This window comes from Pseudoalteromonas sp. HL-AS2, from assembly GCF_031198805.1.
GTDB classification, from domain to species: Bacteria; Pseudomonadota; Gammaproteobacteria; order Enterobacterales; family Alteromonadaceae; genus Pseudoalteromonas; species Pseudoalteromonas nigrifaciens.
Window position 1 is genome coordinate 680,384 of record NZ_CP133571.1, and the last position, 14,328, is coordinate 694,711.

Annotated in this window: 14 protein-coding genes and 1 pseudogene; 8 read left to right on the forward strand and 7 right to left on the reverse strand. The window is 41.1% G+C overall.

The features are described from left to right. Positions 1–3 precede the first annotated feature (3 nt). Positions 4–231, reverse strand: coding sequence for a hypothetical protein (locus RB215_RS03245; protein WP_089367803.1), 228 nt, complete (start codon positions 229–231; stop codon positions 4–6). Positions 232–373: 142 nt separating this feature from the next. Between RB215_RS03245 and RB215_RS03250 the strand changes: the two genes are divergently transcribed. Beyond that, complete coding sequence (locus tag RB215_RS03250; RefSeq protein WP_011327323.1) at positions 374–1,624, forward strand: multifunctional CCA addition/repair protein; 1,251 nt, start codon at positions 374–376, stop codon at positions 1,622–1,624. A gap of 18 nt (positions 1,625–1,642) precedes the next feature. Here RB215_RS03250 and RB215_RS03255 read toward each other — a convergent pair whose 3' ends face one another. The 3 genes from RB215_RS03255 to pdsR all read right to left on the reverse strand — a co-directional run bounded on the left by RB215_RS03255 (position 1,643) and on the right by pdsR (position 4,782). Further along, positions 1,643–1,807 carry a hypothetical protein gene (locus RB215_RS03255; RefSeq protein WP_011327324.1) on the reverse strand — a complete coding sequence of 55 codons (165 nt, stop codon included), beginning with the start codon at positions 1,805–1,807 and terminating at the stop codon, positions 1,643–1,645. 150 nt (positions 1,808–1,957) lie between these two features. Further along, entirely contained in the window at positions 1,958–4,093 is a 2,136-nt protein-coding gene (gene pdsS, locus RB215_RS03260; protein WP_309216873.1) for a proteobacterial dedicated sortase system histidine kinase, read from the reverse strand. Then, on the reverse strand, positions 4,093–4,782 hold the full coding sequence (pdsR, locus tag RB215_RS03265) for a proteobacterial dedicated sortase system response regulator (protein ID WP_011327326.1): 690 nt from the start codon (positions 4,780–4,782) through the stop codon (positions 4,093–4,095). Before pdsR ends, pdsS begins: the two co-directional genes overlap by 1 nt. Positions 4,783–4,984: 202 nt before the next feature. Between pdsR and pdsO the strand changes: the two genes are divergently transcribed. The 3 genes and pseudogenes from pdsO to RB215_RS03280 form a co-directional block, all read left to right on the forward strand. Beyond that, a complete protein-coding gene (gene pdsO / locus RB215_RS03270; RefSeq protein WP_011327327.1) occupies positions 4,985–5,719 on the forward strand; it encodes a sortase-associated OmpA-like protein PdsO in 735 nt (244 codons plus the stop codon). 26 nt (positions 5,720–5,745) lie between these two features. Then, positions 5,746–7,740, forward strand: a complete 1,995-nt coding sequence (locus tag RB215_RS03275) for a marine proteobacterial sortase target protein (protein WP_182678993.1) — start codon at positions 5,746–5,748, stop codon at positions 7,738–7,740. 62 nt (positions 7,741–7,802) lie between these two features. Beyond that, positions 7,803–8,225 (forward strand): annotated as a pseudogene (locus RB215_RS03280) (class GN sortase); the annotation flags it as partial. Here RB215_RS03280 and RB215_RS03285 read toward each other — a convergent pair. Then, positions 8,225–9,214: a DMT family transporter gene (locus tag RB215_RS03285; RefSeq protein ID WP_140391198.1), complete on the reverse strand. Its 990-nt coding sequence runs from the start codon at positions 9,212–9,214 to the stop codon at positions 8,225–8,227. The pseudogene RB215_RS03280 and the gene RB215_RS03285 overlap by 1 nt on opposite strands. A gap of 118 nt (positions 9,215–9,332) precedes the next feature. Here RB215_RS03285 and proB point away from each other — a divergent pair, with 118 nt between their 5' ends. The 4 genes from proB to RB215_RS03305 all read left to right on the forward strand — a co-directional run bounded on the left by proB (position 9,333) and on the right by RB215_RS03305 (position 12,957). Next, positions 9,333–10,436 carry a glutamate 5-kinase gene (proB, locus tag RB215_RS03290; protein ID WP_011327331.1) on the forward strand — a complete coding sequence of 368 codons (1,104 nt, stop codon included), beginning with the start codon at positions 9,333–9,335 and terminating at the stop codon, positions 10,434–10,436. Positions 10,437–10,612: 176 nt separating this feature from the next. Next, complete coding sequence (locus RB215_RS03295) at positions 10,613–10,972, forward strand: glutaredoxin domain-containing protein (protein WP_011327332.1); 360 nt, start codon at positions 10,613–10,615, stop codon at positions 10,970–10,972. Between the two features lie 38 nt (positions 10,973–11,010). After that, positions 11,011–12,495 carry a glutamate--tRNA ligase gene (gene gltX / locus RB215_RS03300; RefSeq protein WP_011327333.1) on the forward strand — a complete coding sequence of 495 codons (1,485 nt, stop codon included), beginning with the start codon at positions 11,011–11,013 and terminating at the stop codon, positions 12,493–12,495. 162 nt (positions 12,496–12,657) lie between these two features. After that, entirely contained in the window at positions 12,658–12,957 is a 300-nt protein-coding gene (locus RB215_RS03305; RefSeq protein ID WP_011327334.1) for a hypothetical protein, read from the forward strand. A 4-nt stretch (positions 12,958–12,961) separates the two neighbouring features. On the opposite strand, the gene RB215_RS03310 is transcribed toward RB215_RS03305, so the two are convergent. Beyond that, positions 12,962–13,354, reverse strand: a complete 393-nt coding sequence (locus tag RB215_RS03310) for a hypothetical protein (RefSeq protein ID WP_309216875.1) — start codon at positions 13,352–13,354, stop codon at positions 12,962–12,964. A 104-nt stretch (positions 13,355–13,458) separates the two neighbouring features. After that, entirely contained in the window at positions 13,459–14,244 is a 786-nt protein-coding gene (locus tag RB215_RS03315) for a CPBP family intramembrane glutamic endopeptidase (protein WP_226898029.1), read from the reverse strand. Positions 14,245–14,328: the final 84 nt, after the last annotated feature.

Sequence of the window (14,328 nt, forward strand, 5' to 3'; positions counted from 1 at the left end):
GGATTAAGAATCCTGCTCGTTTTGTTCTTTTTTTTCGCTTTTAGCCGCCATTTTAAAGGCTACAACCACTAAGCCAAACATTGCAAATGGTAGCGCTGCTAACATGTATTCAATCATGTTACTGTCTTGATAATCTGCTTGCATAAAAAAGTGCCCCACCACACACATTAAAATAACCACCAGTAATATAGGCAGTAGCATGAGTTCTTTTTTTGCAGAGTGCTTTTTCATTGTTGTTATGACTTTAGCTAAAAATAAAGCGCTATTGTAATGAGCAAGTTAGCGGTAGGTCAAACTACTCAGACTTTTAATATGGTTTTGGGTATAATTAGTACCATTAATTGCAGTTTTGGTATTTGTTTTTGGAGGTTACGTGGATAAAGCATTGGAGCAGGTTTACCTAGTTGGTGGTGCAGTGCGTGATTTACTGCTAAAAAGAGCATCAAATGACAACGATTATGTTGTTATTGGCGAAACGCCACAGACAATGGAAGCGTTAGGCTTTGTGCCAATAGGTAGCGACTTTCCGGTTTACTTACACCCAAAAACCAAAGAAGAATATGCACTTGGGCGCACTGAGCGAAAAAGTGGTAAAGGCTATACCGGTTTTGTGGTTGATGCCAGCCCAGATGTGACTCTAGAGGAAGACTTAGCCAGACGTGATTTAACTATAAACTCTATGGCGCTCGATGCTAACGACAATATAATTGACCCATTTAACGGCCAACAAGACCTTAAAGATAAAATACTGCGCCATACAACAGATGCATTTGTAGAAGACCCAGTGCGGGTGTTGCGTATAGCTCGCTTTTTAGCCCGTTTTGGCAGCGAGTGGCGTATACATCCGAGCACTTATGCGCTAATGCAACAGCTTAAGCAGCAAGGCGAGCTTAATCATTTAGTGCCAGAGCGAGTATGGTTAGAGACCGAAAAAGCCCTGGGTGAAAAGCATCCCGAACTTTATTTTCAAGCGTTGCAAGGCTTAGGGATTTTTCCCGAGCTTGAGAAAATGGTTAATGTGCCGCAACCTAAACAACATCACCCCGAGGGTGATGTGTTTGTGCATACCATGTTAGTACTTAGGCGTGCAGCCGATTTGAATTTTGATTTAGCAACGCGTTTTGCTGCATTAACTCACGACTTTGGTAAAGCGATCAGTTTTAAAAAACGCGGTAATTTACGTGGCCATGAACGAGATGGGGTTGCTGTAGTTGAACAGTTTTGTGAACGCTTAAAAATACCTAATTGCTTTCGCGATATTGGCGTACTTACTAGCGATAATCACACTCTTTGTCATACATTAGAGCAATTAAGGCCCGAAACGGTTCATAAGTTAATTGTGACTAATTTAAACGCCTTGGTTCATCCACAACGTTTTATTGCTTTTACTCAAGCATGCCAATGCGATGCACAAGGGCGCGGCGAAACACTCGTAGATAAACCTTACCCGCAAGCAGCTAAGCTGCGTGCTATTCATGCAGAACTATTAAAGCTAGATAAAAAACAAGTGGTACAAGCTGCACTTAACAGCGGCAAAAAAGGCCCAGAAATAGGCGAGGAAGTTAAACAAGCGGAAATAAACTGTGTAAAAGCGTTTTTAACACGAGAAAAACAGGCACAGTGAGTAGGGCATTAAAAGTAATTAAATTAAGTAACTTGATGTGCTGTTATCTTTATTGCACTGGCGCTGCGTTACTTTTTTATAGTTGCGGTTTTGGCTCTGCTCGCTTACAGGTTTAGTGCTTGTTGTTGGCCTATATAATTCAAATATAAAATCTAGCTCTTCTTGCTCTAATAGTGGGTGCATGATTAAACCTTAGCTTAGGGTGATTAGCGCTAGGTTAGGGTTTTGCCACTGAATTAAAAGTGAACAGTTACATTTTAACTCTTACTAAATTGTAACCCAAAAAAAGCCAACCCAGTGGCGAGTATTAGTTAAGTAAATTACAACCCACTTTTACTTAACTAATGGCAGGCTTACAGTAAACACTACGCCATCGCCCTGTTGATTGTTTTTAGCGGTTACACTGGCATTATGGTAGTCGCACACCAACCTTACAATATAGAGTCCTAATCCTAAATGTGGCTGTTGCTGCATTTGCTGGCTACGCACCGACACCATAGAATCAAAAATATGCTCAGTTAAACCGACAGGTAATAATGGACCATAATTCCCTACGGTTAAAATTGCTGCACTGTCGTTTTGTTTTAAGCTAACACTAATTGGCTTTTCTGCGTGGCTAAATTCAATTGCATTATTAATTAACTTATCGAGCAGTTGCGCTATAAACTCTGGTGCGCCTTGCATAGGAAGCGCAGTTTGGCATATATCAAGTGTAAACAGCTGCTTAGGGTAAGTAAGCTGGTAGCCCTGCATGCAGCCATTTATTACTTTTTGTAAGTCGAATGGCTCAGGCTCATTGCTTTGAATACTTTGCTCTAAGCGAGTGGCTTCGCTCATGGTGGTAATAATTTTACCTAAGCGTTCAACGCCTTCACTGGCGCGATCTAAGTACTTTTGACTCAACTCGCTTTGTGGTTGCATTTGCAGATTTTCGAGCGATGAGCGCACTACTGCAACAGGTGTACGCAGCTCGTGCGATAACCGCGACGACATATTTTCTAAATAGTTAGTATAGCCACCAAGGCGGCTGACTATATTAGCAAAGCTGCGTGATAGATCGCCAATTTCGTCATTAGCATCGCTGTAATTAATACTGCCAGTAACTCGCCCTTGTGCATCTATAGCTTGCTCTGCAGTATCGCGCAAACGCCTAATACGGCTCGATATTCGAGAGGCAAAAAAGAATAACGTTACTGTGCCAATAAGCATCACGGCTAAAATAACGTTAAATAATTTTTCGAGCGATTTATTACGCAGCGTACGTACGCCATTGGTAGTTTCCTCGGCTATTACCGCGCCAATTACTTTATCTTGGATCCAAATAGGGTAAGCAGCCGATAAAATAACGGCTTTACTGTCGGGGGTTAATCGCCACGATGATGCAGGCTGGCCTTTTAGTGCTTTGGCTAAATGACTGCCTTGCATAGCTGCTACGTCGTGCAGAGTATCTAAAAATTCGTTTTCGGGGCGTGTTAAAATTTTATAATAAAGGGGATGCAAGTAGTTTTGCTCAAACTGTTGCCACCAAGTTTCAGGAGCTTGATTGGCAAGGCCGTCAGCCCATACGCCATCAGCATGATGAATCGAGCCCGATTGTGCTAATACTCTATGATGCTTATCAACCACCCAAATACGGCTGCCACTGTGGCCCATGCCTTTTAAAATACGATTAATTTCGGGAGAGGGCACAAGTACTGAACCTAAATCGCTGGGGTTATTTAAATTTGAGGTCGACATTATTTTAGGTTCTAACAAGGGCTCTTTGTTATCTACATCAACAATGGCAAAGCCAAGCTTATTGCCAAGCATACTAATAGGAAAGCGTAGCTCAATATTGTAGCCAGCCGCCGTACTGCTAAAATAGCCCTGAATTTTTGTAAAGGGTACTTTGCTATCTGCATTAAAAGCGTTTACCCAGCCATCTTGCCGTGGCGCAATAATATAGCGGTTAAACTGCCCATCAGGTGTTTTTAAGCCAATTTTTAAATGGTCGTTATTAGTAATACTTAAACTGTTTTTTGGTCGATAAACGAGTTGGTTATCAGTTACTTTAAACAGTGCATAAAGGTAATTATCAAACTTTCCTACCATGTGCTCAAACGACAGATCGCTGGCTTGATGCTTGTTGTCGGTTTTTTGTAAGTAGCGTTTGTCGTATTGCCAAAATAATGCCTGATAGCTCTCCCAATCAGTGAGCTTACCATCGAGTTGAATAGGATTTTTAAGGTTGTACGCGTATAGATCGCGGCCCTTTACAACTTGATCTAAAAAACTAGTTTGCTGATCAAATAATGCAGGGCGTTCATGCAGGGCAGTGGCGAGGGCACGGGTAGTGCCTACTAAGGTTTTTTCTTGGCCTTGGCGTAAAAACTTTTCCATTTCCCACACATATTCGTAGCCCAACCAGGGCAATAAAAATAAAAAGCAAGAAAGTAAAATAAACTTACTACGTAGGCCAAATCGCAACATTAAATTTGCTCCCACCTGTAGCCCATGCCATACACTGTATCTATGCAGTCAAAGTTACTATCGAGTGCTATAAATTTTTTACGAATACGTTTTACGTGTGAAGTTATGGTGCTGTCGTCTACATAAATTTTAGCATCACTCATTAATTCATTACGGCTTTTAACATGTCCGGGGCGCTGTGCGAGGGAGTGCAACATCCAAAATTCGGTTACTGTTAAATCAACTAATAGTTGTTGCCAAAACACCTGCATGCGCTGTGTATCGAGCGTTAGCGGCCCACGAGTTATAAGTGCATTTTCGTCGGCAGGTTGTTTAAGTGCTTCCATACGACGAAATAGCGCACCAATACGCGCCGCTAAATGAGCCAAACTAATATCTTTTGTGAGGTAGTCGTCGGCGCCCATACGTAGGCCACACACTGTGTCTATTTCGCTATCGCGAGCGGTTAAAAAAATAATAGGCAGCGTTTTAGACAGTGATCGCAATGTTTGGCACAGCAAAAAACCACCATCTATTTCATTACCTAAGCCAATATCAACAATGGCTAAATCGGGCAGGGCATTTTTAAACGCCGCTTCTGCGCTACTACGATTTGCATACCCAGTTACCTGATAACCTTGTGCGCTGAGCATTTCAGTGTAGTTTTCGCGAATGGCGGGTTCATCTTCAATGATGGCTATTTTTTTCATTTCTGGGTTTATCCTCTTTATTACCAACGCACTATAACGAAGTTTTTAAGCTAAGTACGCTTAAAAAGGCAATTGCCTTTTTTTTGCCACAATTGCTCAGTGGTTTGCCATTTTTGCTCCCCTTTGTTGCCACTTGAGCTTGTTTTAATACACCCATCAAAACAAAACATCATAAATTAAAAAGTAAGTTTAAGGATCAATCATGAAGAAGACATTAATAGCGCTAACCCTAGCGGCCGTTTTTTGCGGTCCCGCATTAGCATCAACCTCTAATAATACGGCTACAAAAGAAGCGCACACCGAAACCGCAATAGGCTTAGGAGCGGGCGCTATTATAGGTGGTGTAGTAGGCGGCCCTATTGGTGCTTTTGTGGGAGCATTTGCTGGTGGTTTAATAGGCGATGCAAAAGTTGCTGATAACAAAATTGCCCAGCAACAGCGTGCAATAATTGTAATGACAGAAAAAACCAACGACTACCAACACCTGCTTAGCCATAACAGCCAGTTAGAGCAACAAATCGAAGTGCTTGCTAATCAAAATGAGCAGTTAACACAATCGCAAATTAATAATTTACTTGCCATGACAGTACAGTTTAAAACCGGCTCACGTGTTATTGCGCCACATTTTGCATTGCAGTTAGACCAACTCGTTACGCTTTTAAAAAACCAGCCACAGTTAGCGCTCGATTTAAGTGGGTTTGCCGATCAACGCGGTGATGAACAAGCCAACCTTTTACTTTCAAAAGCACGTGTAAATGCGGTGCAAAGCTATTTAATAAAACAGGGCGTAAGCCACACGCGCTTAAGCACGCAAGCATTTGGTGAGCAGCAAACACTTGCTAAAACTAACACAGTAGAAGACAACACGTTTGATCGGCGGGTAACCCTTACTACTCGTTTAATAAATCCTGTAAATAGCCAAACAGCAAGTAATTAAATTAAAGCCTTCGATGGAGTGATTTTATGTTTTTTTTGAGTAAACCAAGCAAAGTGCTTACCCTTAAATGGGTAAGCCTTTTTACACTGGGTATACTGGTGATGTTAACGAGCTTTAAAAGCCACGCACACTCTCCCAAGTTAGAACTTTTTGATAGCAGCGGCGCACAAGCAGGCCCTGCAATAATATTAAAAAGTGATGCAAATATGACATTAACCGGACTTATAAATCATGTTGTAGTTAAACAAACTTATCAAAACCAAAACCCGTTTGCTGTTAATGCGCGTTATGTGTTTCCGCTGCCCGATGAAAGCGCAGTACATGCTATGACCATGCGTATTGGCGAGCGAGTAATTAAGGGCCAAATTGATAAAAAAGTGGCGGCCGAAAAAAAATACGCAGAAGCCAAACAGGCCGGCAAGCAAGCAGCACTAGTACGCCAGCAACGCGCTAATATGTTTATTACAAACGTAGCTAATATAGCCCCTGGGGAGCAGGTTATTATTGAGCTGGAATATCAAGAAATAATTGATTACAGCAGCGGCACCTTTACAGTGCGCTTTCCGGGCACAATCACACCGCGTTATCATGTAACCCAAGGTGAAATTGACATAAATAAAGAAAGCCAAAAACCAACTAACTCGCTACCACATGGTTGGCTAAGCCCAGTTTATAGCACGCAAAAAAATGACGATAAGCCAAGTAGTCAGTTTAATTTAAACTTAGATATAGACGTAGGTTTAGAGCTGGTAGATATAAATTCTAAATTTCATAATGTAAATATTCAAAACACTGCATTTGGACAATACTCAATAGAGTTAAATGAGCAAAATGCGCTAAACCGCGACTTTGTGCTGGAGTTTAAACCACTGCAAAAAGAGCAAGCCCAAGCTGCATTTTTTACCGAGCAGTTTGAAAATGGCGAGCGCTACGGGCTCGCTATGCTAATGCCGCCTGCAGATAACTTTATAGCAACGCAGCGATTAGCCCGCGAAACAGTATTTGTAGTCGATACTTCGGGCTCTATGCATGGGCAGTCTATGGAGCAAGCTAAAAACGCATTGTTTTATGCGCTATCGCTGCTAGACAGTAACGACAGTTTTAACATTATAGGGTTTGATAATGTAGTAACCCTAATGAGCGATAAACCTTTAGTTGCAAGTGGCTTTAATTTACGCCGCGCAGAGCGCTTTATATATGGGTTACAAGCCGACGGCGGTACAGAAATACAAGGCGCACTTGATGCCGTTTTAGATGGTTCGCAGTTTGATGGTTTTGTACGCCAAGTAATATTTTTAACCGATGGTAGCGTAAGCAACGAAGATGCACTGTTTAAAAGTATTCAAGCTAAATTAGGCGATAGCCGCTTATTTACAGTTGGTATTGGCAGCGCCCCCAATAGCTTTTTTATGCGCCGTGCGGCAGATGTAGGCAAGGGCTCGTTTACTTTTATAGGCAGCACTAGCGAGGTGCAACCTAAAATGCAGCAGTTATTTGATAAGCTCGCACATCCTGCAATTACTAATTTAGCGCTAAGCGATGAAAACGGTAATAGCCTAGACTTTTGGCCTTCGCCACTGCCAGATCTCTATTTTAATGAGCCAATAATGGTGGCTATAAAGCTCAATAATGCCAGTAATGTAATATTAAACGGGCAAACTGCACAAGGGCCTATTAGTATTAACCTGAACATACAAGCAGGCTCAAATGCTAAAGGAATTGCTAAGCTGTGGGCTCGTCAAAAAATTAAGTCGTTGCTGCTCTATAACTCACAAAATGCAGTTAAAGACGAAGTGCAACAATTGGCGCTTACTCATCAATTACTCAGCCCATTTACGGCTTTTATAGCAATAGAGCAAACACAAATCAATCCAATAGCAGAACAAACAGCTAATGCTACTAACGCAGTTCCTCAGGGTATGGCAATGCGTTTGCCACAAACCGATGGGCAAAGCAAAGTACATATAATATTAGGAATTTTATTGTTAAGTGGGTTTGTGCTAGTAAGGCGTTTTAAATGAAAAAGTGGCTAAGCGCGGGGCTATTAATACTTGGTTTGGGGTTATTTGGTCATGGCGCTTACATGCAAGGCAAAGCATGGCTGGCGCAATTACTAATTGAACAGGCCTGGCAGCAGGCTCTTAAAACGCCTGAAGCAAAAGTTAAGCCATGGTTTTACGCCGATAGTTATGTAACCGCACAATTAAATTGGCCGGCGCATAATGAAAAACTCACCGTATTAGCAGGTGCTAGCGGGCGTAATTTAGCTTTTGCGCCCAGCCACTTTTTACCCGCAGCAGAGCTTGGTAGCAAACAAGCTGGGGCACTCATTGCAGGGCATAACGACACTCACTTTGCTTTTTTACAGCACGTTAAAGTGGGAGAGCAGTTTACCCTGCAATTACAAAATGGCACCTTGCAGCATTATAAAGTAACCGGCAGCGAGGTAATTCATGAGTCAGAAAACACATTTTTACACACTGCACAATTGTATTTACTAACGTGCTACCCTTTTGACGCGTTAGCATCGGGAACCGAATTTAGGCTATTGGTTTCGGCCGATATGATATCGGAGGTAGTAAGATCGGTGGAAATATCCTCGCCCGACTCGGCGCTGGGGATATCAACCACTAATTCTTGATGACGTTGGCTGATCATTACGCCAACAAATACCACAAATATACTCAGCCACTGCCACAAGTTAAGCACTTCATTTAAAATGATGGCCGAAAGAATCAGCGTAAATATAGGAATTAAATTTGAATAAGCCGCTGCGGTTAATACCGATACCTTACTAATAGCGTAGTTATACATACCATAACCGCCTAAAGTAACAAACGAGCCTAAATATAAAATACTTAATAAAGCGGTTATATTGTGTTGATTTTCGCTTGGTAGGTCGATAAAAAGCAAAAACGGTGCAAAAAATAAACTGCCACTAATGCCTTGCAGCGCTATAAGCGTTAACGGTGAATAACGACTCGCTAAGTGTTTAATGCAAACGGTATAAAACGCCGCACATACCATGGCCATAAGTTCTAAAAAATTACCTAATAATGGGTTAGGCGCTTGCTCGGAGTTTGGTGAAAGCACAGTGAGCAAAATGCTGCCACCAATACAAAAAGTAAAGCCAATAATAATAGATTTACTGATGTATTCTTTAAGCATAAAAAAAGCCAGTACAGCAATAATAATAGGCAAGCAGGACACAATTACCCCCGCCTGCGATGCCGAGGTATATTCCATTGCATGGCCTTCAAATAAAAAGTACAAGCAAGGCTCAGCCAGCGACATAGCAATTAAATACTTCCAGTCACCAACTCTGTATTCAAAGCGTATTACATAGCGCCATAAGCACAGCGATAAAAATAATGTGGTTAGCATGCGTAAAAATATCACTAAAGCGGGGTCGTAAATAGCAATGGCATACTTAAGTGCAATAAAGGAACTACCCCATAAAAAGGTGGCAATAATTAAACATAAACTGGCAGGCATAGCAGGTAATTTACACAATTGAATAAAATCAGATCCTAGCATGAATATATTTTACTTGTTGAAAAATACCCAGCTGGTATAAATAAATTCATCTTTAATTATTCAGTAGTAAAAATAAATGCAAAGGGATCAGGTAATCGTTGTAAAGCTAGGTACAAGCGTACTGACTGGCGGCACCGATAAGCTAGATAAAGCGCATATGGTTGAACTAGTGCGCCAATGTTGTGAGCTTAAAAAGCAAGGGCATCACGTTATTTTAGTTTCGAGCGGAGCCGTGGCGGCCGGACGAGAACAATTACTAAAGCCCTGTGGCCGCAGCGTAATAGATAAGCAAATGCTAGCAGCAGTTGGTCAAGGCCAGCTCATTCATATTTGGCAAAGCTTGTTTGCTTTGTATGGTGTAAACGTAGGACAAATGCTGTTAACCCGCGCCGATGTTAACGACAGAGAGCGCTATTTAAATGCCCGCGATACACTAAATGCATTATTAAACTACGACGTAGTGCCCATCATTAACGAAAATGATGCGGTTGCTACTAGTGAAATAAAAGTAGGTGATAACGATAATTTATCAGCGTTGGTGGCTATTTTAGCTAATGCCAATAAGCTGTTATTGCTCACCGATCAAGAAGGGTTATTTACCAGCGATCCGCGCACTAATGCCGATGCCACATTAATTGGTGAAGTGAGTGATATTAACGACGAATTGCGCCAGCTTGCTGGTGGTAGTGGCACAAATTTGGGCACCGGCGGTATGGCAACCAAACTGCAAGCAGCCGACATTGCAAGGCGTGCTGGGGTTGAGGTTATAATTGCCAAAGGTGCGGGTAAAAATGTCATTTTAAAATGTATGAGCGAGCAACTGCCCGGCACACGTTTTTTAAAGCTCACTGCGCCAAAAGAAGGGCGTAAAAAGTGGTTACTCGCTGGACCTAAAAGTAGCGGGCAAATTGTTATTGATGCAGGTGCAATAACCGCGCTGCAAACTAAAGGTGCAAGCTTACTTGCTAAAGGCGTGACCAATGCGTTGGGGGCATTTGAGCGCGGCGATCTAATAAGTGTAATAAATAGCGACAAACAACTTATTGCTCGTGGGTTAACCCGCTTTAGCAGCAGCGAAGTTAATAAAATTAAAGGCGCGCACTCTAAGCAAATAGGTGAATTACTTGATTACGATGGCGGGGCAGAAGTACTGCATCGCGATGACTTAATTTTACTGTAATAAAAAGCAGTATAGCTGAATAAATAAGCTCCCATTTTAGTAGCTAAATAATTAACCTGACCCGAGGTTGAGCTTACAAAGCTCAAATATACTGGCTGAGTATATTTGAGCTTTTTTGCTGCTATTTTTGTGTTAAAATCTGGCACCTTAAATTTGTTGTAAATAGAGTGCAGTTAATGAAATTAGTTCGTTGGTTATTAGGAAGTATAATTTTATTCTTTAATTTTGTATTTACGCCACGTAGTAAAAAACGTGCTCCAGAAGTGCAACAGCAGCTTGATCAGCAAACCGCACAATTTAAGCTTTATCAATTTAAAGCATGCCCGTTTTGTGTAAAAGTGCGCCGTGCTATTAAGCGCGAGGGCCTTAAAATAGAAACGCGTGATGCAAAAAGTAATGAGCAATATCGTCAAGAACTGCTAGAACAAGGCGGAAAAGTTAAAGTGCCTTGTCTGCGCATCGAGCAAAATGGCCAAGTAACTTGGCTATACGAATCAAACGATATTATTGCTTATATAAACAAAGTAGCAGCATAAATAACTTTACCATCTCACTTATTAAAAGAGACATTACCATGACAATTCGCACCCGTGTTGCCCCGTCGCCAACTGGCGACCCGCATCTTGGCACCGCTTATATCGCCTTATTTAATTACTGTTTTGCTAAACAGCAAGGTGGTGAATTTGTACTTCGCATTGAAGATACCGACCAAGTACGTAGCACTGCCGAGTCAGAGCAAGCAATTATGGATAGTTTGCGTTGGTTAGGACTCGAGTGGGATCATGGCCCAGATGTGGGCGGTGAGTTTGGCCCGTACCGCCAGTCTGAGCGTAGCGATTTATACAAAAAATACGCACACCAACTCGTTGACGACGGCAAAGCATTTTACTGTTTTGCAACAAGCGAAGAGCTGGATAAAATGCGCGAAGAGCAAATGGCAGAAGGTCTACGCCCTAAATACGACGGCCGTGGCTTAAACCACACAGACGACGAAATTAAAGCAAACCTAGCAGCGGGTAAACCTTACGTTATACGTATGAAAATCCCTAGCGAAGGCACTTTTAAATTTAACGACTACCTACGCGACGAAATTGAGATCCCGTGGGAAAACGTCGATATGCAAGTGCTATTAAAAGCTGATGGCTTCCCAACTTACTTTTTAGCGAACGTAGTTGACGATCACCATATGCAAATTAGCCATATTTTCCGTGGCGAAGAGTGGATTAACTCAGCGCCTAAACTATTAAAACTTTACGAAGATTTTGGTTGGGAAGCGCCAGTACTTGGGCATTTACCGCTACTGCGTAACCCAGATAAGTCAAAACTGTCTAAGCGTAAAAATCCAACCTCTATTAACTACTATAAAGAAATGGGTTACCTGCCAGAAGCCGTGCTTAACTATTTAGGCCGCATGGGTTGGTCAATGCCAGATGAGCGTGAAAAATTCACTCTTAACGAAATGATTGAAAACTTTGATATGAAGCGCGTATCACTAGGTGGCCCAGTATTCGACGTAGATAAACTTAGCTGGTTAAACGGCATGTGGATCCGCGAAAACCTAACTGACGAGCAGTTAATTCAGCGCTTTGTTGATTGGAAGTTTAATGGCGAAATGCTAGCTAAAGTATTACCAGAAGCCAAAGCACGTATTAACACATTGTCGGACTTAGTTGACTTAGCAGGGCACTTTGTAGGCGGTATACCTACTTATGATCCTGCGCTATTAACAGCGGGCAAAGCCGATGAAGACGTAATTCGCCAAGCACTACAATTTTTTGTATGGCAGCTAGAAGGCCTACGTAGCTTTGATAAACCAGCTATTTTTGCCATTGCAAAAGAAGTAGCAACGTTCCACGAGCTTAAAATTAAAGACTTTTTAGAGCCGATTTTTGTGGCAATTACGGGTAAAACGTCATCTACCTCTGTGCTTGATGCTATGGAAATATTAGGATCTGACCTATCGCGTGCTCGTTTACGTGTAGCATTGGCGCATTTAGGTATTTCTAAAAAGCAGGCTAAAAATATCGAACGTGCCTACCGCGAATACCCAAGTGCATAATTGCTAAATAATGCATTTTTAAAAGCCGAGCTTAGTAAATAAGTTCGGCTTTTTTGTTTCAGGTTGTTTAGTTATATGACATCGTATTTTGATATTGTTTAGTCTAAGCATTCATAATTTACTAAATGCTACAATGCGGCATATAAACTCATAGGAGGCCGTATGATTGCAACCGTTAAAAACAAAGCCATTTTTAGCAGTAATACATTTTCGATAAACCTTGTTACTTACCCAACTAATCACAGCGTAATGAACCACATTGATCCGGTGCAGCAAGGGCGCTATTACAAACTCAACTTTGTATTAGTAAAACCTAAAAGCGGTGGGGTGTTTAAATGCGCTAAATGTATTATTAACTGGTTTAATAGGGTGTATTTATTTAGGCCCGATAAGTACGAACACAGCGTATCTAAAATCGAGTCTGGAAAGCGTGTGCTACTGAGCTTTGCACTTAATATATGATTTATTAATAGTCGTAGGCCTGTCCGGTACATAAAACAGATAGGTCGCAATACGATACAGAGGTTTCGCTACAAGAGTTAATAGTAAAAGCATTTGCGCCTCTGCGCATGGCATCAGCTTTAAGTAAATCAATAGCATTTGATTTAGAACGGTTATAGCTTACATTATTGTTACCCATACCATCGCCATCACAGCTTTCACCTGCTATTCGGCCTAAAAATGTAGCGCCACTTTCGTGTGCTTCTTGGTCGCTGTAAAACTGCTGCAAATCTCTTTTATTAACGTAGGTACCAATTTCTTGAGATAAAACGTCGTTGTCTATATCAGTATGAAAAGTCATGTTTGAGCAACCACTTAAAGTAGCCAGTGCAGTTATTATTGCCATAAAACGTAGCATATTAATTAGTCCTTTAATTTATTGTTTGAAGTAGTAAATTACTAACAAAATCGAATGTGGGCAATGTTTACTACTGAGTAAATTGTTAGTATTTGTAAATGACTTTATATGCACTCGGTTTTACTTAGCATAGGATAAGTAAACAAAAAGAAATGACAAATATTTACTAACCAATGGCATAAAATAGCCCACTCTAAACGCTGCGTTTTATAAAAAACATAGCCATATCCCAAACCTGCAATAAATGAAACTAATACATAGCTAACTCCCCCAGCAAAATGTGCCAAAGCAAAAATACCTGCAGTAATTACAGGCGCAAATATTGCCAAGCGGGTAGGCGTAATAATTTGGCTAAGCTTGGTTTGTAATAAGCCTCTAAATAAAGCTTCCTCAGCAACACAGGTAAATAAAAGGTTTATAGCAATAAATGCTAACCAGAAGTCAGGAACCTTAGGGTTAAAGCTTACCAGCCCAAGCATTAAAGCTGCAGTAAGTGCGGCTAAAATGGTAGTAATAATTATTAAAATAGGGGGGTTAATTAATGAAGTCGTCTTTTTAGACTCTGCTTTTAAAGGCTTTATATTTGAATAAAAGTAAGCACAAAGAAAGAGGCCAGCCATAGCTTTATCAAAATTAGCATAAAGGGTAAAAGCAATTGCATCGCTGGTAATATGCTCGTTTATAGCAATAGGAAGGTTGTTAAAACCAGGCACCCAATGAAGCGCTAATGCCAATGAGGAAACTATAAACACAGTGCTTAAAATAGCGCGTATTATTGTTTGCTTTGTATATAGCACAAAGTGATATAAAGCAACGTAAAGCCCAGTACTGAGCAGTCCATATAAATTTATATAACCCTCAAAATACGCACATATAACACTTAAAGCCATTAAGTAGTGCCAAAGTGGTTGCCGTATTATTGATACTTTACAGTACGGAAAAACACATATAATCGATAATGCTAATAAATAAAA

Excerpts from the sequence above, each read along its gene's own strand:
- pdsR (WP_011327326.1), bottom strand. The coding sequence starts at position 4,782 with ATGAAAAAAATAGCCATCATTGAAGATGAACCCGCCATTCGCGAAAAC.
- proB (WP_011327331.1), top strand. The coding sequence starts at position 9,333 with ATGCAAAGGGATCAGGTAATCGTTGTAAAGCTAGGTACAAGCGTACTG.
- RB215_RS03245 (WP_089367803.1), bottom strand. The coding sequence starts at position 231 with ATGAAAAAGCACTCTGCAAAAAAAGAACTCATGCTACTGCCTATATTA.
- RB215_RS03315 (WP_226898029.1), bottom strand. The coding sequence starts at position 14,244 with ATGGCTTTAAGTGTTATATGTGCGTATTTTGAGGGTTATATAAATTTA.
- pdsS (WP_309216873.1), bottom strand. The coding sequence starts at position 4,093 with ATGTTGCGATTTGGCCTACGTAGTAAGTTTATTTTACTTTCTTGCTTT.
- RB215_RS03310 (WP_309216875.1), bottom strand. The coding sequence starts at position 13,354 with ATGCTACGTTTTATGGCAATAATAACTGCACTGGCTACTTTAAGTGGT.
- RB215_RS03305 (WP_011327334.1), top strand. The coding sequence starts at position 12,658 with ATGATTGCAACCGTTAAAAACAAAGCCATTTTTAGCAGTAATACATTT.
- RB215_RS03295 (WP_011327332.1), top strand. The coding sequence starts at position 10,613 with ATGAAATTAGTTCGTTGGTTATTAGGAAGTATAATTTTATTCTTTAAT.
- RB215_RS03275 (WP_182678993.1), top strand. The coding sequence starts at position 5,746 with ATGTTTTTTTTGAGTAAACCAAGCAAAGTGCTTACCCTTAAATGGGTA.
- RB215_RS03285 (WP_140391198.1), bottom strand. The coding sequence starts at position 9,214 with ATGCCTGCCAGTTTATGTTTAATTATTGCCACCTTTTTATGGGGTAGT.
- pdsO (WP_011327327.1), top strand. The coding sequence starts at position 4,985 with ATGAAGAAGACATTAATAGCGCTAACCCTAGCGGCCGTTTTTTGCGGT.
- RB215_RS03255 (WP_011327324.1), bottom strand. The coding sequence starts at position 1,807 with ATGCACCCACTATTAGAGCAAGAAGAGCTAGATTTTATATTTGAATTA.
- gltX (WP_011327333.1), top strand. The coding sequence starts at position 11,011 with ATGACAATTCGCACCCGTGTTGCCCCGTCGCCAACTGGCGACCCGCAT.